A 20068-nucleotide genomic window follows, 5' to 3' on the forward strand; every position below is an offset into this window, starting at 1 on the left:
CGTAGAACATTGAGCGACAACTCGATTCGCCTGGCCGTACTCGACATGGCAGGCACCACGGTGGCCGACGACGGCCTCGTGATGAAAGCCTTCGACGCGGCGGCTTCGGCGGCCGGCATCCCCGACTCGGGTCCGGAGCACGAAGCGGCCCGTCAATACGTCATCGACACCATGGGGCAGTCGAAGATCACCGTCTTCCGCGCCCTGGTCGACTCGGAAGACCTGGCACAACAGGCGAATCGGGCATTCGAACAGGCATATGACGCGCTGATCGACGGTGGCGCTGCGGCCCCGATCGACGGCGCGGCGGCAGCCATCGGACGCCTGCGTGAAGGGGGCGTGAAGGTCGCGCTCACCACCGGCTTCAGCAAGCCCACCAAAGACCGGTTGCTCAAAGCCCTGGGATGGGAGTCGATCGCGGATCTGACCCTGGCGCCATCGGAAGCCGGGCGCGGGCGTCCCTACCCCGACCTCATCTTGACCGCTCTGCTCCGCTTGGAGATCGACGATGTCCGCCAGGTTGCGGTGTTGGGCGACACCGCAAACGACATAGTGAGCGGGCATCGCGCCGGGGCCCGCGTCGTGGCAGGGACGCTCACGGGGGCACATGACGAAGGCCAATTGCGTGCCGCAGAACCGACTCACCTCGTCCCGACGGTTGCCGACTTCGCCGACCTCCTGATCGGTTGAGCCGGGTTGCCATGTCGATCGCTTCACCTCACGAATCATCCCCAGCCCTCACGCGACCACACGACACCCAAGGAAAAGCAATGCGCATGAAGCCGCGTCACCCCCACCCGTCCCGACTCATCGCGATAACAGCTGCTGCTGTTGCGATTTCACTCACCGCCGCGTGCGGCGGCACCGGTTCGTCGAGCACAGACGGCAAGACCGTCACCGTCTACAGTGCCGACGGACTCGCCTCCTGGTACGAGTCCGAGTTCAAGAAGTTCACCGACGACACCGGCATAGCGGTCGACGTCGTCGAGGCAGGTTCGGGAGAGGTGGTCTCCCGGGTCCAGAAGGAGCAATCCAACCCGCAGGCCGACCTGCTCGTCACCTTGCCTCCGTTCATCCAGAAGGCCGACGCCGATGGGCTGCTGGTGGAAACCGATGTGGACACCACCGGTGTGGCACCCGAAGGTATCGGTCCGGCAAACAAATACGTGTCCGTGGTGAACAATTACCTCACCTTCATCGCCAATCCGGGAGCCGAGCCCCCACCCCAGACGTGGGACGACCTCCTCGATCCGCGGTTCAAGGGAAAGATCCAGTACTCCACACCCGGTCAAGCAGGTGACGGTACGGCCGTGCTCCTGCTCCTGCAGCATCTCCTCGGGAAACAAGGCGCCCTGGACTATCTGAAGAAGCTGCAGACAAACAACGTCGGGCCGTCGAGTTCCACCGGGAAACTCCAGCCCAAGGTCAGCAATGGCGAACTCCTGGTGGCCAACGGCGACGTGCAGATGAACCTGGCGTCGATCCGTGACGATGGATCGAAGTTCGAATTGTTCTTCCCCGCAGCCGCCGACGGCACCCGTACCACCGTGTCGCTGCCCTACGTCGCAGGCGTCACCAAGGGAGCGCCACACGCCGACGAAGCAGAGCAACTGCTCGCCTTCCTGCTCTCGCAGGACGTCCAGAACGGCGTGGGCGAGGCAGCAATGGGCGTCTCGGTACGAACCGACGTGCAGCCCGGAGCCGGCGACGGCGGGCCCACCCCCGCGAAGGCGATCGAGGGAGTCGAGATCTGGAATCCGGACTGGAACGCGGTGCTGGCCGACCTCGACGCCGATATCGCCGCCTATCAGCAGGCCACCGGTAACTGATCATGACCGACCCCATCGCAGCCGGTTCGAGGACGCTCTCAGCACATGCGCTCGCGAAGACCTCGACGGCTCCGGCCATCAGCTTCGACCGCGTGACGGTCACCTACGGTCGCGGCAAGAAGGCGACCGATGCGCTGGTCGACTTCAGCCTACGGGTGGCCAAGGGTGAGACCGTGGCTCTGCTGGGGCCGAGTGGGTCGGGCAAATCGACCGCGCTCAAGGCGCTGGCCGGGTTCGTCCGCCCCTCCTCGGGCCGGGTGCGGTTGAACGATCGCGACGTCACCGACCTCCCGCCGGCCAGGCGGGGGATCGGTGTGGTCGTCCAGTCGTATGCGCTGTTCCCGCACATGCGGGTGGGTGACAACGTCGCATTCGGTCTCCGGGCCCGGCGAGTTCGTGGCGGCGAGCTGAAAGATCGTGTGGCAGAGGCGCTTGCCATGGTGAGTATGTCCGAGTATGTCAACCGTCTGCCGAAAGAACTGTCCGGAGGTCAGCAGCAGCGGGTGGCGATAGCCAGGGCATTGGCCATCCGGCCGGACGTGCTGTTGCTGGACGAGCCGCTCGCGGCTCTCGATGCCCAACTGCGCCAATCGATGCTCGGCGAATTGCAGCGGTTGAGGGACGCGTTGCCGGACACCGCGATGCTGTATGTGACCCACGACCAGAGCGAGGCGCTGGCCTTGGCGGACCGGATTGTGGTGATGCGTGATGCCAGACTGATCGATGTCGACACGGCGGAGAACCTCTGGAACCGCCCGCCGACGACGTTCACCGCAGCATTTCTCGGTGGGGCAAACCTCATTCCGTGCAAGGTCGGAAGGGTCAGCGGCTCAGCGGCATTGGTCACCGTCGGAGACCTCACGCTGAGCGCGCATGCGCCTGCTTCGACTGCGTGGCCGCCCGGCTCCGACGCGTACCTGTGCGTTCGACCGCACACCCTCACGGTGGGTTCACCCACGGCGCGCGGCGCGTTGCGGGCGAGGGTCGCGACGCAGGTGTGGCGTGGCGCGTCCACGCGTCTGTCGCTGTCGATCAACGGACTGCCGGACGTGTTGGTGGAAGCCGACGTCCCCGGACATTCCCGGCACCCCGCCGGTGCGGAGGTCGGCGTGGTCCTGCCTGCTCAGGCGGGCACACTGGTGCCGGCGGACGCCGCGCGATGACCGCAACGCTCGAGCGTGACCGCACCTCGCCACCGGCGTCGCCTCCCCGTCGGGCCGAGGGGTACTGGTCACGCATCGCTTGGACCGCAACACCTTTGCTGGTGGTTGCCCTCTTCGCGGTCTATCCGCTGATCCGTGTGCTCCTCAGCTCGACCGAAGGAACAGGCACCAGCTCATGGAGCGGAGTCCTCGGATCTGAGATCTTCCGCACCGCTCTGCTGCGGACGGCCCAGATCGCCATCTGCTCCACTGCCGGGTGCCTGATTCTGGGGATCTTCGTGGCAGTGGTGCTCGCGTTCGTGCCGTTCCCTGGATCGCGGGTCGTCGGCAGGCTCATCGACACCGTGCTCGCCTTGCCGTCCTTCTTGATCACCCTGGCCTTCACCTTCCTCTACGGAACGGCAGGCGCTCTGAACGCCCTGATCATGGAGATCACCGGACGCGACACCGCATTGGTCAATTTTCTCAACACACCCGCGGGGGTGATCGCGGCCGAGATCACCTTCTTCACACCGTTTGTGGTCCGTCCTCTGCTGGCCGCCTTTGCCCTCGTCTCGCGTGAACAGCTCGATGTCGCGGCCAGTCTCGGCGCCTCGCCCTGGCGAGTACTGCGCACCGTCGTGATGCCCGAGGCGTGGCCCGCCTTGATGGCCGGTGGCAGCCTGGTGCTGCTGCTGACGCTGAACGAGTTCGGCATAGTGCTGTTCACCGGAGCCAAAGATGTTGTGACACTGCCGGTGCTGATCTACACGAGGGGAATCGTCACCTTCGATCTGCCGGGCGCCGCCGTCATCGGCACGGTTCAGGTGGTGCTGTCGCTGACGCTCTACCTGACCTATCGCCTCATCTTCGCCCGACTGCTGAGTGGACGTAAAGGACAACCCGATGTTGTTGTGGACAAGCCGTAGCAAGGCCATCGTCTGGACCGTGTTCGCGATTGTGGTGCTGACCGTGTTCGCGGCGCCGATCGCCACGGTGGTGCTCGCCGCGCTGGCAGGGTCGTGGACCGGACCTCTGCCCAGCGACCTCGGGACAACCCACTTCGACCAGGCGATGTCGGGCGACGAACTCGCCAGTCTCTCGGTGAGCCTGCAGACCGCCGTGATCTCCGGTGCGATCGCGCTGCTGCTCGGCGCGTGGGCGGCCATCGCCGCTCGACGGACCCCGACCTGGCTCCGCCGGATGACCGACGCCGTGTTCCACCTGCCGATCGCGATCCCCTCGGTGGTTGTCGGGCTGGGAACCCTCATCGCGTTCAACGCCGGGCCGGTCCCATTGGGCGGCACCAAATGGATCGTGATCGTGGCGCACACCGTGCTCGTCCTGGCTTTTGCCTTCAGCGCGGTGTCGGCGGCGCTGGAGCGACTCGATCCCGCGTACGAACAAGCGGCGGAGTCGCTGGGGGCCGGGCCGGTGCGTGTGCTCACCCGCATCACCCTGCCGTTGCTGTTGCCCGCACTGGGCGCCGCCGCCGGCCTGGCGATCGCGCTGTCGATGGGTGAGCTCGGGGCCACCGTGATGGTGTACCCCGCCACCTGGAAAACGCTTCCGGTGACCATCTTCGGCCTGTCCGATCGTGGCCAGGTGTTCTCTGCCGCCGCCTGCACCACGGTTCTGCTCGTCGTCACGCTGGTGGCTCTCCTCGCGTTGGGCAGGATCCGCGGTCGAGTCGTTGCCCGTTGATGTCCGGTGACCACCGTCTTCGGGCGCCGGTGCCGAACGTCGGACCGCGCCGGTAGGCTGCCACCGTGGCTCTCTACCGGACGTATCGACCCGCGACCTTTGCCGAGGTCGTCGGGCAGGAACATGTCACCGAGCCGCTCGGTCGCGCGCTCGACTCCGGCCGCATCAATCACGCGTATCTGTTCTCCGGTCCGCGTGGTTGCGGTAAGACCTCGTCGGCGCGCATCTTGGCCCGGTCGCTCAACTGTGAACAAGGGCCGACGTCCACCCCATGCGGGGTGTGTTCGTCATGTGTGGCCCTGGCCCCGGGTGGCCCCGGCAATCTCGACGTGATCGAACTCGACGCCGCCAGCCATGGCGGTGTCGAAGACACCCGCGAACTCCGCGATCAGGCCTTCTATGCGCCGGCGGAGTCGCGCTACCGGGTGTTCATTATCGACGAGGCGCACATGGTGAGCAACGCGGGATTCAACGCCTTGCTCAAGATCGTCGAGGAACCACCCGAGCACCTCATCTTCGTCTTCGCCACCACCGAGCCGGAGAAGGTGCTGCCCACCATCCGCTCGCGCACCCATCACTACCCGTTCCGCCTGTTGGCTCCGGCCGTGATGCGTACCCTGCTCGAACGCATCTGTGCCAGCGAGAAAGTCACGGTGGAGCCGCCGGTGTTCCCCCTGGTGATCCGTGCCGGCGGTGGCTCACCCCGTGATTCGCTCAGCGTCCTGGATCAGCTGCTGGCCGGGGCGTCGGCGGAAGGCGTCACCTACCAACGCGCACTGACCCTCCTCGGTGTCACCGACGTCGCGTTGATCGACGACGCCGTCAACGCCCTCGCAGACCACGACGGGGCGAAGCTGTTCGGAACCATCGAGTCGGTTGTCGATGCCGGCCACGACCCGCGCCGATTCGCTGTCGACCTCCTCGAACGTCTCCGCGACCTGATCCTGATGGACGCGGTACCCGACGCCGCCGAGCGCGGACTCGTGGAAGCGCCCGACGACCAGGTCGAGCGGATGACCGAGCAGGTGGCCAAGCTGGCGCCGGGAACGTTGGCGCGTTTCGCCGAGACCGTGCACGACGCGCTCGGTGAGATGCGAGGAACCACGTCGCCGCGGCTCCTGCTCGAGGTGATGTGTGCCCGGATGCTGCTTCCGGCGGCGTCCGACGCCGAGTCTGCGGTGCTGCAACGGATCGAGCGCATCGAGGCGCAGCTGGCGGGAGGCGCGGCGATTCCGGCTGCACCCCTCGGCTCCTCATCGGGAGGGGCGCCCGCGGAACCGCCTCCGAGCAAGTTCGTCCGCGCGTCACAGCGCAAACAATCCGAGGGTTCGGCCGAATCAACCTCTCCCGCGGCCGCTTCGGCGGCGGTTCCCGCACCCGCGCCGATCCCGGCCCCTGCGCCTGAACCCACTCCCACGCCGGAACCGGCACCGAGCCCAGAACCCACCCCGGCTCCCGAGCCCACCCCGACGCCGGAACCGGCCCCGGCTCCCGAACCCACCCCGACGCCGGAACCGGCCCCGGCGCCCCAGCGGACGCCAACCGCGAAGTCGGCCCCTGCTCCGGAGCCGGCTGCAGCCCCCGAGCCGGTCGTCCGCACGCCCGAACCGTCTGCCGGCCCCGCGGCCGAATCGCCCGTCGACACAGCGGTGTCCGTCCCCGATGAAGCGGACGTCCCACTACCGCCGGAACCCGACTACGAGCCCGAGCCGGAACCCGCTGTCGAGTCGGCTGCAGCGCCTGCCGAGCCTGCCGGAGCTCCCGCCGCCGGAGGCCCTGATCTCGCTGCGGTGCAGGCGAAGTGGCAGGAAGTGCGCACCGAGGTCCGCACCGCCAACAAGGTCACCGAGGTGATGCTGTCCGGCGCCACGGTTCGCGGCGTCAACGGCACCACGCTTGTGCTCAGTCACGACTCCGCGCCACTCGTGCAGCGGCTCAGCTCTCCGCATGCGGTCGAAGTGCTCACCGGAGCGATGTCGAAAGTATTCGGTGGTAGCTGGGAGATCTCGGTGCACGCGGCGGCGTCGCTGCCCGCAGACACCGCCAAGCCTCAGGCCGCCGCGCCTGGGAGCACCCGCAAGCCCGAGGCGAAGGCGCCCTATGTCCGCCCGAGCCGCGGCGCGGGTGCCGCGAGCGCCTCGGGTGACGCGCCCGAACCGGAGCCCGAACCCGAACCTGAACCGGTACAAGCACCACCCGAGCCCGTTGACGACGAAGACCTCACCGATGCCGAACGCGACGAGATGATCGCCACGGCAAGAGATTCCACGCCGGATCCGCGACAGGATCCCGAACAGGTGGCAATCGAACTCCTTGCCACCGAGCTGGGCGCCCGCCCGATCACCTGACCTTCGCTGCCGCGGGACGCGCGACACCGACCGGTTCCCAGAAATTCGCGCCATTTACCGGCGGACGCGCCGGTTGCAACTGGCGCGTGCGTCGGTAGCCGGCGCGAATTTCTGGAGGCGGCGGGGAACCGGAGGGTCAGGTCAGATCAGGCATTCCACCACGGGCGCAGCGGCAGATCGCCGTTGCCGCCCTTGTCGTCCAGTTTCACCGCGAGAACCTGATGTAGCTGAATGATGTTGCGCTCGAATCCGATCCGGCATCCGGCCATGTACAGACCCCAGAGCCGCGCGGTGCCGATGCCCACTTCTTCGACTGCCTCGTCCCAGTGGTCGACCAGGTTCTTGTTCCAGTCGCGAAGGGTCATCGCGTAGTGCTCGCGCAGGTTCTCCTCGTGCACCACCTCCATCGCACCGATGTTCTGGATGGCCGAGATGATGGTGCCCGAGCCGGTCAACTCCCCGTCGGGGAACACATAGCGGTCGATGAACGGTCCGGCCTTGCCTCGGCTCACGTTGTTCGACCGGGTGATGCAGTGGTTCAGCAGGATTCCGCCATCACGCAGCTTGCTGCGGATGAACTTGAAGTACGACGGGTAGTTCTGGATACCGATGTGCTCGGTCAATCCGATGGACGAGACCGCGTCGAACTCGTTTTCGGTGACGTCGCGGTAATCGCTGTGCCGCACTTCGGCGAACTCACTCAGACCCTCGTCGATGATTGCCTGCTGTGCCCACTGGGCCTGCTCGGCCGACAAGGTCACGCCGATGACGTGTACACCGCGACGTGCCGCGTACCGCACCATCGAACCCCAACCGCAGCCGATGTCGAGCAGTCGGTCGCCGGCCTTGAGCTTCAGCTTCTCGAACACGAGGCGATACTTGTTGTCCTGCGCCTCTTCCAGGCTCGCCTCATGATTCGGATAGCAGGCGCACGTGTACGTCATCGACGGCCCGAGCACCCATTCGTAGAAGGTGTTCGAGACGTCGTAGTGATAGTGGATCGCTTCGGCGTCACGAGTCTTGCTGTGCCGCAAACCCTCAGCGATTCGGCGCCACCGGGGGAGCTGCTCCTGGGGCGGGGGTGTGATGGGCTTGAAATGCTCGAGTCCCAGTGACCGGGTGATCTGTGCCAGCGTGCGGGCCGACGGCCTGGAGAACTGCACGTCCTCGGAGATCGCTCGCAATGCGGGGTAGGGGTCGCCCTCGTGGCACCCCTTCAGCGAGAGGTCGCCAGCGATGTATGCGCGGGCCAACCCGAGGTCGCTGGGTGCGGTGGCCAGATAGCGGGTACCCCGCGGGGTGAGCAGTTCGAGCCCGTACTCGGCATCGGCCGGGCCGGCCGAACTGCCGTCGTAGGCGGTGACGCTGATCTGCAGATCGCCGCCCGCGACGGCCTCCACCACCTCGGCCAGGCTGAGTTTCGGCCCGACCACCGACCCGGGCACCTCGTTGTTCTTCACAGTTGTCATTGCCGCTTCACCGCCTTTGAGTACAGGTCGAGTAACCGCGACCCGGGATCGTAACGTTTCTTGAGCAGGCGGTAGGGCTCACCGCCATAGAGCTGATCGAATTCCTCTTCGCCATAGAACGACTCGGAATACAGCGATTTGTGTCCGTCGAGTTCGGAGACCTTGATCTCGATCTGCCGGTTGGCGTAACCCTCCGGCTTGTCCTCGCGTTTGGGCACCGCAGACCAGAACCCCACGTTGACGTAGGTGCGGTGGGGCTCGAGGGGATACAGCGGCCACGGGCGGTGTGCGTCGGCACCGGCGGGGGAGGGGTCGCGAAGTCGCAGCGGGCACAACCAGATCGGCTCGATCGGGATGTTCTCCAAGAACCAGTGGACGAACTCGGAGGTGCGCTCGATCGGGACCTCGATGTCCTGGACCACCCGTTCGCCGGGCGGTCGACCTTTGCGGGCATTGAGCTTGTCGCCGATGTCGAACCGGTGGTCGAGCGCGATCAACTTCCAGTAGAAGCTGCTGCGCAGCAGTGGCTTTGGCCACAGACGGCGGATGCGGGGGTTCTGCGCGCCGAATGCCCGCGAGCACCAGAACCAGTCGGTGTCCCAGCGCCACAGGTAGTCGGCGATGGTGAGCCGGTCGCGGATGGGAGTGGAATCGGCGCTGTGCTGGATCGACCGGTAGTAGATCTGATCGCCGGTGTAGTCACTGACCGGGCCCGGCACGCTCGTCTGCGCGCCCAGAACGAGGTAGCTCTCGGTGGCGGAGAACACGACACCGTCGAGATAGTCGACGCGTTCGCCGGCGTAGGTGCCCTGCTCGACGATGTCGTTCATCGTGGACTGCAGGCTGTCGACGTCGGTGAACCGTACGTGGCGCAACTCGACGTAGGGCGCGACCTCCTCGAGCTCGATGCGTAGCCGCGTCGAATAGCCAAGTGTGCCATAAGAATTGGCGAATCCGAAGAAAAGATCTGAGTTCTCACTGGTGGCCGAGGTGGTGACGATCTCGCCTGCTCCGGTCAAGATGTCGATCTCGAGTACCGATTCGTGGGGGAGTCCGTTGCGGAAAGAAGTCGACTCGATGCCGAGGCCGGTGACCGCGCCGCCCAAGGTGATGGTCTTGAGCTGGGGAACGACCTTGGGCGCCAGACCATATTTCAGCGTCGTCGCCACAAGTTCTTCGTACGTACACATTCCGGCCACGTCGGCCGTACGGGCCTGCCGGTCAACCGAGATCACCCGGTCCAGCCCGGAAACGTCCAGTCCGGGATAAGGGTTCTTCGCCCGCTTGCGGAACAGGTTCGACGTCTTCTTGGCCAGCCGGACACGGCCAGAGGTCGGGATGGCCCGGTAGCTGGCCAGCAACCTCTCGACGCCTTCGTCGAAAACCTCTCGCCCTGTTTCGGAACCCATTACCCGCGACACGCCTAAGAGCCTAGGACCCTCGTCCAGTAGTTGCCAGCTCACCCACCACATGACCGATTTGCCGTTGTTCGGTTCCGCACGGGCCGGCTGCGCCGCGCGAAGTCATCCGATGGCGTTCTGGCAGGCTCGACGTGACACCTACCAACAACCGAAAGGTGATATCTCGTGGCACAGGTAACCGCATCCGAGTCGATCGTCATCAATGCCGCGCCGGAGAAGGTGCTCGCGGCACTATCCGACTACCAGACGGTGCGTCCCAGCATCCTCCCCGGCCAGTACCGCGACTACAAGGTCGTCGAGGGTGGCGTCGGCGCAGGCACCGTCGCCTCCTGGACCCTCCAGGCAACAAAGAAGCGCTCGCGCAACGTCCAGGCCCGCGTGGGCGTGGTCGGCTCCACCGTCACCGAGACCGACGTCAATTCGTCGATGGTGACCACGTATCAGGTCGATGCCTCCGGGGCCAGCTCGAAGGTCACCACCACCACCACGTGGCAGGGAGCGGGCGGTATCGGCGGATTCTTCGAGAAGACGTTTGCACCCAAGGGACTGGCGAAGATCCAGGCCGAACTGCTCGGCAACCTCAAGTCGCACGTCGAACGCGTCTGAGCCGGATCGCGCCGAGAACGACTTCCAGAAGACGACCCGAGTGCGACACCGCAAACCAGCGCCGCTCCCATTGCGCGACGGTGTGGACCCCACTCGGGTCGTTCTGCGTTCCGCTGATCGCACGATCGGCGAGGCGATGCTGGCCGCACCGGCGTGTGAGGGCCTGACGCTCCACGATCTGCTGACCCGGGCCGAGCGCGGTGAGGTGCTCGGCATCGGTGGTGAACCCGTCGATCTGGCTGCACCGGCCGAGATCGGACGGCCGGTCTACTTTTACCGCGACCTGCCCGTGGAGACGGAGATACCGTTCGACCTGCCGATCATCCATCAGGACAACGATCTGGTGGTCGTGGACAAACCGCACTATCTGGCGACGATGCCTCGGGGAACGCACGTGGTGCAGACCGCACTGGTCCGGTTGCGCCGAGAACTCGACAACCCATCGATCAGCCCGGTGCACCGGCTGGACCGGCTCACGGCCGGAGTGCTCATGTTCACCGTGCGCCCGCAAGCGCGCGCCCCCTACCAACAGCTCTTCGCCGACCGTGCGGTGAACAAGGAATACCGTGCCCGCGCACCGATCCACCCCGGCCTGCAATTGCCGGTCACCGTTCGCAACCGCATCCTCAAAGACGCCGGCGACCTGCGAGCTCGGGTGGAACCTGGGGAGGTCAACGCTGTCTCGACCATCGATCTCCTGAGCGCCTCGCACGATCGGGGGGTCTACCGGCTGAGGCCGCAGACCGGTCGCACACATCAGCTCAGACTGCACATGGCGGGTTTGGGTGTCCCGATCGACGGAGACCCGCTGTACCCGGAGGTCCGGCCCGACGTGGCCGCAGCCCCGGACCGCGGTGATTTCTCCGATCCGCTTCGCCTACTTGCCTACTCTGTCGAGTTCACCGACCCGTTCAGCGGCGAGCTGCGACGCTTCGTCAGTACCCGCGAACTGCTCTGAGAGGAGAACCGAGTGGCAATCATCGTCTCCTACGACCGCTACCCGGACCTGCGTTGCGAGGTGGTGCTCTTCCTCGACGACGAGAGTGGGGATTGTTTCCAGGTCCAGCGCGACCTCCCCGCCGGCGACAACGGCTACGAGATCAGTGCCGGGGTCGGGCCGCCGGTACGAGGGGGTATCGCCGCGTGGCAACGGGTCGGCGACGAGTTCCAGTTCGCGCTGACACCCAAGGCGTCGATGATGTTCGGTGGCAACGCGCGACTGCGGTTCGAGGCCGAGTCGGCGGGCGGCGATACCATCGACAGCATTGCTGCTCATCTCGAACGCATGATGCGCCCGCAAGACAACCCGCCCGACGGCCCGATCAGGCCCGAAGACCCCGATCAGCCCTATGAGACAGAGGACAGCAGTGGAACCAGATAACCCGATGGCCGGACTCCTGCAGCAGGCTCAGCAGATGCAGCAGCAGTTGCTGGCCGCGCAGGAACAGATCGCCGCCGCCGAGGTCACCGGAACCGCCGGTGGAGGGCTCGTCACGGTCACCGGTAGCGGCACCGGCGAGGTCACCGCGGTGACCATCGACCCCAAGGTCGTGGACGCCGACGACGTCGAGACCCTGCAAGATCTCATCGTCGGTGCTCTTGCCGATCTGAACAGCAAACGCGACGAGCTCACCCAGCAGAAGATGGGTCCGCTCGCCGGCGGACTCGGCGGCCTGGGCGGCGGGTTCCCCGGTCTGGGTGGATAGCTGACCCGTGTATGAAGGACCGATCCAGGATCTGATCGACGAGCTGGCGAAGCTGCCAGGGCTCGGTCCCAAGGGTGCCCAGAGGATCGCGTTCCATCTGCTGGCCGTTCCGGCAGGCGACATCGACCGGTTGACCGCCGCGTTGGTGCACGTCCGCGACGACGTCGTCTTCTGCGAGGTGTGCGGCAACGTGTCGGCGCAGGTGCGTTGCCGGATCTGCCGTGATGCCCGGCGTGATGCGAGCAAGATATGTGTGGTCGAAGAGCCCAAGGACGTGCAGGCCATCGAACGAACCAAGGAGTTCACCGGCCGCTACCACGTTCTCGGTGGGGCCCTGGACCCGCTCGGCGGGGTGGGCCCGGACCAACTGCGGATCCGAGAGTTGTTGCGTCGCTTGGGTAATCAGGAAGATGGCGTGGACGTCAGCGAGGTGATCGTCGCCACCGACCCCAACACGGAGGGCGAGGCGACGGCGACCTACCTGCAACGGATGTTGCGGGACTTCCCCGGTCTGTCGGTGACCCGGCTGGCGTCGGGTCTGCCGATGGGCGGCGACCTCGAGTTCGCCGACGAATTGACGCTCGGGCGGGCACTGTCCGGTCGCCGGATCCTGACGTAGCTCTCATGGTCGACGACGCGTGGATCGAACATTTCGCCCGGCAACTCAAGTCGGGCATCGTGGCCATCGACGGCCCGTCCGGCGCGGGCAAGTCGACGTTCGCGGACCGATTGATGGCCGTGCTCCACGATGTCGGGACCCCGGCGGTGCTGGTGCGTACCGACGACTTCGCGACGTGGGACGACCCGGTCGGTTGGTGGCCCGAGCTCGACGAAGAGGTGATCCGGTCGTACTGGCGTGGACACGACTTCCGCTACCACCCGCGGGTGTGGCGGGACGGCCGTCCCGAAACCGGTCCTCGCGTCTGGGTGAGATGGGAGCCGTTGCTGGTGATCGAGGGTGTGTCCAGTGCTCGTGCGCCGGTTCGCAGGCAGCTCACCAGGGCGCTGTGGCTCGATGGCGGCGACGAATCGGAACGTCTGGAACGAGCGGTCGCCCGCGACGGTGAGGACGAACGCCGGCACCTGATCCGTTGGCAGAACTTCGAGCGCGGCTGGTTCGCGGTCGACCGCACCCGCGAGCACTGTGAAGTGGTACCCGAGTTCGCGCCGGAATCGGTCTGACCCGTCAGTCTGGTTCGGTCGTCGGGGTGCGCAGCAGCTCCTGCACCTCTCCGTCGGACACCTGAGTGTAGTCGCGGTATGACCGCCCGACCGCCGTGAAGTCGTCAGGTAGTGCGCCGCAGACGATTTCGTCGGCGGCCCCGGTGAGCAGCGAGCAGGTGGACTCAGGTGCGGTGCCGGCGGCGACGATCACCTGTGCGGGCCGGCGGCTGCGCACCGCGTCGACCGCCACACGCATGCTGGCCCCCGTCGCCAGTCCGTCGTCGACGAGGATGACAACCTTGCCGGTCACCTCGGCGGGTGGGCGCCCCTCCCGATAGACCTTTTCGCGGCGCATCAGCTCCCGGGTCTCGGTCTCCAGGACGCGCTGGACGTCGTCGCGGCTGACACCGAATTCGCGGATCATCCGATGATTGAGCACCGGTTCGCCGCCCGAGGCCACCGCGCCCATCGCGAGCTCCTCGCGTCCGGGTACCCCCAGTTTTCGGACCACCATCGCATCGAGTGGGGCATTGAGCGCATAGGCGATCTCCCAGGCGACCGGCACGCCTCCGCGGGCCAGCCCGAGCACGAGGACGTCGCTGCGGTCGGCCAGCTCGAGTTCGCCGAACTTGAGCTGGTCGCCGAGAGCGCGGCCTGCTGCACGGCGATCCAAGAACTCGCGTGCTTCATCACGGCTGTGTCGCAGTCGCATCTGCCTGTCCACCTGCTCCCGTTCACGCTCGGTCTCGGCCGACATCTCCACCGGCGCGGCGTTGCTAGAAGAACTGGGCGGTGGTGATGCACGGCCGGCCGGCTTCGTCGGCCACCTGATACACCGCCCGCGTATTCTCCGAGATGTCACCTTGCTCCCACGAGAATGCCACGATCACCTCGACTTGGGCAGAGGGCGCAGGGCGCGGCACCACCGCCATCGAATCGATGGTCAGGGTGCTCGACGAATTACGCGTCTTGAGCTGGTCGGTGGACGTGATCAGGTCAGGCAACGTCTTCTTGGCGAACTCGCCACAACTGTTCGCCTTGAACACCGCAACCTGCCCGTCCGCGGTCGCCGGGCCGACGTCGTACATGCTGCGCGTCACCGCGGTCGCGATGTCGCGGGCCTGCTGATCGGTGATCGTCGGGCCGGCCGGCGTCGTCGGTGACCGTGTCTCGTCGTCACCGTTGTCGGGAGCGGTGAGTGTCGCGACGACGGCGGTGAGTGCCACGAGCACGATCAGCACGCCCCCGAGGACCAGTAGCAGTCGGAGGCGGCGGTGTGACCCGGGCGGACGGGTCGGGCGCACATGTGGGTCCGTCATCACAGCACCTTCATCATGTTGACGCACAGGGGGATTGCGGAGCGGCTCACGGTGAACTCGATGGCAGCGGGTTCGATGGGGGCCGGTTCGGAGTTGTCCTGACTCGCGGACACCTCGAAGACCGCGAGCACGGTCACCGACTCCGCATCTTGCCGGGCGATGCCGTAGTGCGCATTGCTGGTCACCAGGCTGCGGCCGGTGGTGGTGACCGTCTGCAGCAGCGAATCGGCGGTGTCGTTCCACTCCTGAAGGGCCGTTCCACAGAGCAGGGCCTGCGCGGACTTCATCGTCGATCTGATGGTGTCAGGGGTGAAGTTGTAGATCGATTCCGTGGTGGCGCGCACCGTGTCGAGGATGGTGTCTTCGTTCGACACGGTGGTAGACGCGGTAGGAGCGCTGGTGGGCGAATCGTCTTCGCCCACAACCGACCACGTGATCATCCACGTTGCGGTGACCACCACTGCGACCACCACCAGGGCGACGGCGAACAACGCAGGAGCGGCGCGGCGTTGGCCGCCCGGATGTGGTGATGTGGACGTGGACCGGGGAGATGTCATCGGTGCCGGGGTCTGGAGTCGTTCACCCTCGACGGCCCGCGGCAAGGCGCTCACGGCGCAGCAGATCGACCTCTGCCAACGGCAGTGGATCGAGTTGTTCGACGCCCAGTGCGCGGGCGAGCAGCATGTCGGCCAGCTCGGGATTGCGGGCCAGGGCGGGGCCGTGCATGTAGGTTCCGATCACCGAACCCTGCACCACGCCTTCCACCTTCTCGCCCGCGCCGTTGCCGACGCCGTGCTTCACCTTGCCCAGCGCGTGGGCGTCCGGCCCGAGAGTGGTTCCACCGCGGTGGTTTTCGAATCCCGTCAGTGGGGTGGTGAGCCCGGAGGCCGGTGACGGTTCGGTGATCAGCTCGCCGATGCTGCGTTTGTCCTGCGGTGTGGTGGTCACGTCGAGCATCGAGATCCCCTCGACGCGCTCACCGGAAGATGTCTCGTACCAGTGCCCGAGTACCTGGATGGCGGCACAGATGGCGAGAACGGGCCGGCCTGTTTCTGCCGCGCGCTGCAGGCCCGGGTATTTGGTCAGGTGTCGCGTGGCCAGCCGTTGTGCGTAGTCCTCGGCGCCGCCGAGGGTATAGACGTCGAGTGATTCGGGCACGGGATCGGTGAGGTTGATCTGGATGATCTCCGCCTCGATGCCTCGCATGCGTGCGCGCTGGCGCAACACCAGGGCGTTGCCGCCGTCGCCGTAGGTGCCCATCACATCGGGGAGTACCAGTCCGATGCGCAGTGTGGAGTCGGACATCAGCGAATTCCCTTCTGCGCGCGCGCCAGTGCGTTGTTGAGGTCGCGAAAAGCGGTGTAGTTGGCGAGTACCTCCACCCGGCCGGGCGGGCAGGACTCGATGGCGGCCATCGGATCACCGATGGTGGTGTGCTCGGCGCCCGCATAGATCAGCCGGACACCGAGGTCGGTGGCGCGTTCGCCGGAAGCGACCACCTGCATGTTCTCGAATGCTTCGAAACGGACGTCCCACAGCCACGAGAGGTCCTCGCCGTCCGGCACCTGACCGTTGACGGCAATGACCAGGCCGTCGGCGTCCTGGTCGATCATCGCCATCGCCTCCTGCCATCCCGCAGGGTTTTTCGCCAGCAGCATGCGGACGCGATGTTGGCCGATCTGCTGTACCGAGTATCGGCCCGCGACCTCGCCGACGGTGCCCACCGCGGCAATGGCTTTTACGGGGTCGGCGCCCAATGCCACTGCCGCGGCAACGGCCTGCGCTGCGTTGCCGCGGTTGGCGTTGCCGGGCACCGCGAGCGTCATCGGGTGCTCGAAACCGTCTGGTCCGTAGAGGTTCTTGTCGTCGAACCACCAGTCGGGGGCCGGCCGCTCGAAATCGGTTCCGGTGGAATACCAGTGCGAACCGTCACGCAGAATCGGCTCACCCGAACGCGGACAGCTCACCGAATCGCCGGCCCATCCTGCGCCCGCGGCGACCCACACCACCTTCGGTGCGTCGTAGGCGGCGGAGGTCACCAGCACGTCATCGCAATTGGCGATCACGGTGGTCTCCGGGTGCCGTGCGATCCCGTCACGCAGCCGGCGCTCGATCATGTTGATCTCGCCGACCCGATCGAGCTGGTCTCGTGAGAGGTTCAGCAAGATCAGCGCTTCGGGGTTCACGGCGTCGCTCACGTGGGGGACGTGCAGTTCGTCGACTTCCAACGCAGCCCACTCGGCGGGCCGGTTCAACGACAGGGCGGCGACGATGCCTGCGTCCATGTTGGCGCCGTCGGCTTGCGAAGCCACCTCGCCGAGATCGGCCAGCGCTGCCGCGGTCATACGGGTGGTGGTCGATTTTCCGTTCGTTCCGGTTACGACCACCGATCGCTTCCCGCGCGCGAGCGCAGCCATCAGGGTGGGGTCGATCTTGAGGGCCACCAGGCCGCCGATCATCGAGCCCTTGCCGCGACCGGTTTTCTGCGACGCCCATCGCGCCGTGGCAGCGGCTCGCAGGGCGAGTCGTGCCCGCATCGGCAAGCCTGTGGAACTCTTTCGGTCCTCGTCACGCATGGCTGCGAGTTTGTCATATGCCGCGCGGCGTCCGCCGTATGTGCAAGTCAGGGGACCGCCATCGGTTCGTCCGTGGACGAGGGTTCGACGTTCTTCTCTTTGGCGGGTTTCGACTTGGCGCCGGTCACTCCCGCGAAGCAGCCGATGATCACCACTGCTCCGCCGACCAACTCCCAGGCCGTCGGTGTCTCCCCGAGAATCGCCCAGGCCGCGCTGATGCCGACTATCGGGACGAGCAACGAGAACGGTGCGACCTTGGATGCCGGATGCCGTGTCATCAGGTATGCCCAGAGCCCTGCGCCACCGATGGTGCCGAGAACCACGATGTAGGCCAGGCCACCGAGGGCCACGAGGCCTGTGTGTGTTCCCACCGTGGCGATCGACTCGAACCCGGCGGACGGTCCCTCGACAGCCAAGCTGAGGGCATAGAGCGGGATCGGTGGGATCACGGACATCCACAACGCCATGTAGAGGGCGTTGCGGGGGTGGGCAAGCCGTGACCCGATGTTGCCGAAGGCCCAGCCGAGCCCGGCGAGAAGTGTGAGCAGGACCGGGATCAATCCCGCTGAGGCCCCGTGTGCGGCGCGGTCCACGCCGATCACCACCATGCCGCCGACGGCCACGGTGATCCCGACCGTCTGTCGCAGCGACATCTTCTCGCCGAGTAGGAGGACACACAGGATGACCGTGAACGGGGCCGACGACTGCAGCACCAGGGATGCCAACCCGGTTGGCATTCCCTGGTCCATCGCGAGGAACAGGAAAGCGAATTGCAGCGTGCCGAAACCGAATCCGTAGAGCAGGAACCAGCGCAGGGGAACATCGGGTCGCGGTACGAACAGGATCACCGGAATGGCCATCACCGCAAAACGCAACGCCGCGAAGAACAGTGGCGGAAAGTGTTCGAGCCCGGCGTGGATCGCGAGGAAGTTCAGGCCCCAGAACACCACGACGGTCAGTGCCAGCAGGCGATCGCGGAGTGTCATGGGGACAATTCTCGGGGCCATTGATGGTTCAGTTCAATCGAATTAAACTGCATCGGTTGTGTAGATGAACTTAACCTTTGGTGGCGATCGGCCCACACGGTTCATTCGGCCCGAATGCCAGCCAATCGGGCAGCGCCGCGGTGAACTCCGCACGGATGGGCGGATCGGCCATCGTCCGCCAGTCGACCTGCGTGTCCGCCTCGGGTTCGTACCTGTCCCATTCGACCCAGTTGACCATCTTCAGCAGGGGGAACTCGTCGGGCACCGTGGGCGCGAAGATCTGGGTCCACCACGACTTCTTGATCGCGAGGGCGCCGGGACCTTCGGGCTCGCCGGGATTGAACAGAGCTGCAGTCTCCGGGATCGCCACCGGCTTGTTCCGCTGGGTGCCGTATTCGTCGTAGAAGTCGGGCAACACGGTGTCGTCGCCATTTGCCCCGACATAGCTCCCCGTCAGTTGCTGTGCGAACTTGTTCGGTTCGGCGAGTTCGTTCTCGCTCCAGGGAAAGCGGTTGCCCCAGTGATAGAGCGACATCCCGACCCAATCAACCGATTCATCGCCGGGGTAGAAGGCGGCGTAGGGGTCGTCCTCTCGCGTCAGCTGTCCGTTGCGATCACTGTCCAGGTCTGTGAACTCGGCTGTGCCGGGCGCCGGCGAGTATTCACCGTCAGCGAAGGGATATCCACCGGCATAACTGGGAGCCCACATCATTGCCGAGCCGGGAGCGGCGGCGTGCACGGCTGTCGCGACGCGAGCGAAAGTCTCTTTGTAGAGCGCCGGTTGCTGACCCCACGGATACCAGGAACCGTTCATCTCATGGGCGAAGCGGACGACAACCGGGACTCCGGATTCATTGAACTCTGCGAGATCGGCGGCAAAGGCCTCGGCGACCTCAGGGGTTACCGTGCGCAGACCACCCGATGGCTGCACTGTCAGCAACAAAACTCTTCCGTCTTCGCGGACGGTGTCAACGGTCTGTTTCAGGTCGGCTCGCGCGGCATCGTCGTAGGGGATCTCGGTGAAGAACACCGTCACCGCGGGATGGCTACCGAGGTTTTCCGAGTAGTCCGCGATCGTTGTCTTCTCCCAGTCGAAACTGGCGCCGTACCAGACCCCTGTGGACGGTGACACGGATTCTGACACCGCTGCCGCGCAGTCGGTTGCCTTGTCGTCGGCTTCCGAGTCGGAGGTCACGTAGATGTTGCCGACTCCGATGGCCAACGCCACCACTCCCGCCGCGATCGGCGCCCAGAACGTCCTGACGAAATACCCGAGCCGGCGACCGAACGTTTTGAGATGAAGCGTCACCCTGCTGACGATAACGAATATGCCCGCACTTGGACCCACTCGAGAGTCAAAGTGGTGCCAGACGCTTCCTTGACGAACACGGGCCGGTCGCAAAGGGCTCGGATGAGCGGAATCCCCCGACCCCGGAAGCGGTTGTGCGCGGGCGGTCGCCATCTGCCTCGATCGGACACGGTCACCGAGAGGCGGTCACTCGAGGGGGAGTGGCGTGCCTCGATCGACATGGTCCCCGGGTGCGGGTCACCGACGTAGGCGTGTTCGGCCGCATTGGCGAGAGCCTCATATGCCGCCAGGACAATGGCGTACAGGTGCTCGTCCGAGATCGCGAAGTTCTCGTTGAGCCATCGTCCGAACTCCTGACGCAGGTGGCTGGCTCCCGCAGCGGTCGCCGGCACGTCCGGACGGCTGAACGCGGTGTCGTCATATGAGTCTGCTACCGGTTGTAGGGACATGGTCTTTGCCTACCCAGTCGCTCGCGAACTATGCACGAAT

The 20068-nt window shown here is 65.8% G+C and carries 22 protein-coding genes; 12 read left to right on the forward strand and 10 right to left on the reverse strand.

The window, feature by feature from the left end:
- Positions 1–9: 9 nt before the first annotated feature.
- The 6 genes from WIMU1_RS02940 (at position 10) to WIMU1_RS02965 (ending at position 7023) form a co-directional block, all read left to right on the forward strand.
- The gene (locus WIMU1_RS02940) at positions 10–690 is read left to right on the forward strand and encodes a phosphonatase-like hydrolase (RefSeq protein WP_084247971.1); all 681 of its coding nucleotides are present in this window, start codon (positions 10–12) and stop codon (positions 688–690) included.
- An 80-nt stretch (positions 691–770) separates the two neighbouring features.
- Positions 771–1829, forward strand: a complete 1059-nt coding sequence (locus WIMU1_RS02945; RefSeq protein WP_062795069.1) for a 2-aminoethylphosphonate ABC transporter substrate-binding protein — start codon at positions 771–773, stop codon at positions 1827–1829.
- Between the two features lie 2 nt (positions 1830–1831).
- Positions 1832–2992 (forward strand): ABC transporter ATP-binding protein, encoded by a 1161-nt coding sequence (locus WIMU1_RS02950; RefSeq protein WP_084247972.1) that lies wholly within the window; start codon positions 1832–1834, stop codon positions 2990–2992.
- Positions 2989–3900 (forward strand): 2-aminoethylphosphonate ABC transporter permease subunit, encoded by a 912-nt coding sequence (locus tag WIMU1_RS02955; protein ID WP_062795070.1) that lies wholly within the window; start codon positions 2989–2991, stop codon positions 3898–3900. Before WIMU1_RS02950 ends, WIMU1_RS02955 begins: the two co-directional genes overlap by 4 nt.
- A complete protein-coding gene (locus WIMU1_RS02960) occupies positions 3878–4675 on the forward strand; it encodes an ABC transporter permease (protein ID WP_062795071.1) in 798 nt (265 codons plus the stop codon). Before WIMU1_RS02955 ends, WIMU1_RS02960 begins: the two co-directional genes overlap by 23 nt.
- 65 nt (positions 4676–4740) lie before the next feature.
- Entirely contained in the window at positions 4741–7023 is a 2283-nt protein-coding gene (locus WIMU1_RS02965; RefSeq protein ID WP_062795072.1) for a DNA polymerase III subunit gamma and tau, read from the forward strand.
- Positions 7024–7169: 146 nt separating this feature from the next.
- Here the strand turns inward: WIMU1_RS02965 and WIMU1_RS02970 are convergent, their stop codons facing one another.
- Both WIMU1_RS02970 and WIMU1_RS02975 read right to left on the reverse strand, forming a co-directional pair.
- Positions 7170–8492, reverse strand: coding sequence for a class I SAM-dependent methyltransferase (locus WIMU1_RS02970; RefSeq protein WP_062795073.1), 1323 nt, complete (start codon positions 8490–8492; stop codon positions 7170–7172).
- Positions 8489–9901 carry an FAD-binding oxidoreductase gene (locus tag WIMU1_RS02975; RefSeq protein ID WP_062795074.1) on the reverse strand — a complete coding sequence of 471 codons (1413 nt, stop codon included), beginning with the start codon at positions 9899–9901 and terminating at the stop codon, positions 8489–8491. The genes WIMU1_RS02970 and WIMU1_RS02975 overlap by 4 nt, the downstream gene beginning before the upstream one ends.
- 177 nt (positions 9902–10078) lie before the next feature.
- On the opposite strand from WIMU1_RS02975, the gene WIMU1_RS02980 reads away from it, so the two are divergent.
- The 6 genes from WIMU1_RS02980 to WIMU1_RS03005 all read left to right on the forward strand — a co-directional run bounded on the left by WIMU1_RS02980 (position 10079) and on the right by WIMU1_RS03005 (position 13407).
- Positions 10079–10519 carry an SRPBCC family protein gene (locus WIMU1_RS02980; protein ID WP_062795075.1) on the forward strand — a complete coding sequence of 147 codons (441 nt, stop codon included), beginning with the start codon at positions 10079–10081 and terminating at the stop codon, positions 10517–10519.
- 82 nt (positions 10520–10601) lie between these two features.
- Entirely contained in the window at positions 10602–11477 is an 876-nt protein-coding gene (locus WIMU1_RS02985; protein ID WP_245969141.1) for a pseudouridine synthase, read from the forward strand.
- 12 nt (positions 11478–11489) lie between these two features.
- Positions 11490–11900 carry a hypothetical protein gene (locus tag WIMU1_RS02990; protein WP_062795077.1) on the forward strand — a complete coding sequence of 137 codons (411 nt, stop codon included), beginning with the start codon at positions 11490–11492 and terminating at the stop codon, positions 11898–11900.
- Positions 11901–11904: 4 nt separating this feature from the next.
- On the forward strand, positions 11905–12225 hold the full coding sequence (locus WIMU1_RS02995; protein WP_174548705.1) for a YbaB/EbfC family nucleoid-associated protein: 321 nt from the start codon (positions 11905–11907) through the stop codon (positions 12223–12225).
- Between the two features lie 7 nt (positions 12226–12232).
- The gene (recR, locus tag WIMU1_RS03000; RefSeq protein WP_023956577.1) at positions 12233–12844 is read left to right on the forward strand and encodes a recombination mediator RecR; all 612 of its coding nucleotides are present in this window, start codon (positions 12233–12235) and stop codon (positions 12842–12844) included.
- 5 nt (positions 12845–12849) lie between these two features.
- Positions 12850–13407 carry a uridine kinase family protein gene (locus WIMU1_RS03005; RefSeq protein ID WP_062795079.1) on the forward strand — a complete coding sequence of 186 codons (558 nt, stop codon included), beginning with the start codon at positions 12850–12852 and terminating at the stop codon, positions 13405–13407.
- Between the two features lie 4 nt (positions 13408–13411).
- On the opposite strand, the gene WIMU1_RS03010 is transcribed toward WIMU1_RS03005, so the two are convergent.
- The 8 genes from WIMU1_RS03010 to WIMU1_RS26610 form a co-directional block, all read right to left on the reverse strand.
- On the reverse strand, positions 13412–14146 hold the full coding sequence (locus tag WIMU1_RS03010) for a phosphoribosyltransferase (RefSeq protein ID WP_245969140.1): 735 nt from the start codon (positions 14144–14146) through the stop codon (positions 13412–13414).
- 19 nt (positions 14147–14165) lie between these two features.
- Positions 14166–14708, reverse strand: coding sequence for a hypothetical protein (locus tag WIMU1_RS03015; protein ID WP_062795080.1), 543 nt, complete (start codon positions 14706–14708; stop codon positions 14166–14168).
- Complete coding sequence (locus WIMU1_RS03020; RefSeq protein WP_062795081.1) at positions 14708–15319, reverse strand: hypothetical protein; 612 nt, start codon at positions 15317–15319, stop codon at positions 14708–14710. Before WIMU1_RS03020 ends, WIMU1_RS03015 begins: the two co-directional genes overlap by 1 nt.
- Entirely contained in the window at positions 15288–16013 is a 726-nt protein-coding gene (locus tag WIMU1_RS03025; RefSeq protein WP_062795082.1) for a type 1 glutamine amidotransferase, read from the reverse strand. The genes WIMU1_RS03020 and WIMU1_RS03025 overlap by 32 nt, the downstream gene beginning before the upstream one ends.
- Complete coding sequence (locus WIMU1_RS03030; protein WP_062795083.1) at positions 16013–17284, reverse strand: Mur ligase family protein; 1272 nt, start codon at positions 17282–17284, stop codon at positions 16013–16015. Before WIMU1_RS03030 ends, WIMU1_RS03025 begins: the two co-directional genes overlap by 1 nt.
- Positions 17285–17331: 47 nt before the next feature.
- Positions 17332–18270: an EamA family transporter gene (locus WIMU1_RS03035; RefSeq protein ID WP_062795084.1), complete on the reverse strand. Its 939-nt coding sequence runs from the start codon at positions 18268–18270 to the stop codon at positions 17332–17334.
- Between the two features lie 70 nt (positions 18271–18340).
- A complete protein-coding gene (locus WIMU1_RS03040; protein WP_245969138.1) occupies positions 18341–19579 on the reverse strand; it encodes a glycoside hydrolase family 26 protein in 1239 nt (412 codons plus the stop codon).
- The gene (locus WIMU1_RS26610; protein ID WP_062795085.1) at positions 19576–20028 is read right to left on the reverse strand and encodes an ATP-binding protein; all 453 of its coding nucleotides are present in this window, start codon (positions 20026–20028) and stop codon (positions 19576–19578) included. Before WIMU1_RS26610 ends, WIMU1_RS03040 begins: the two co-directional genes overlap by 4 nt.
- Positions 20029–20068 lie beyond the last annotated feature (40 nt).

Origin of the sequence: Williamsia muralis NBRC 105860 (assembly GCF_001598915.1) — a bacterium.
Taxonomy (GTDB): Bacteria; Actinomycetota; Actinomycetes; order Mycobacteriales; family Mycobacteriaceae; genus Williamsia; species Williamsia muralis.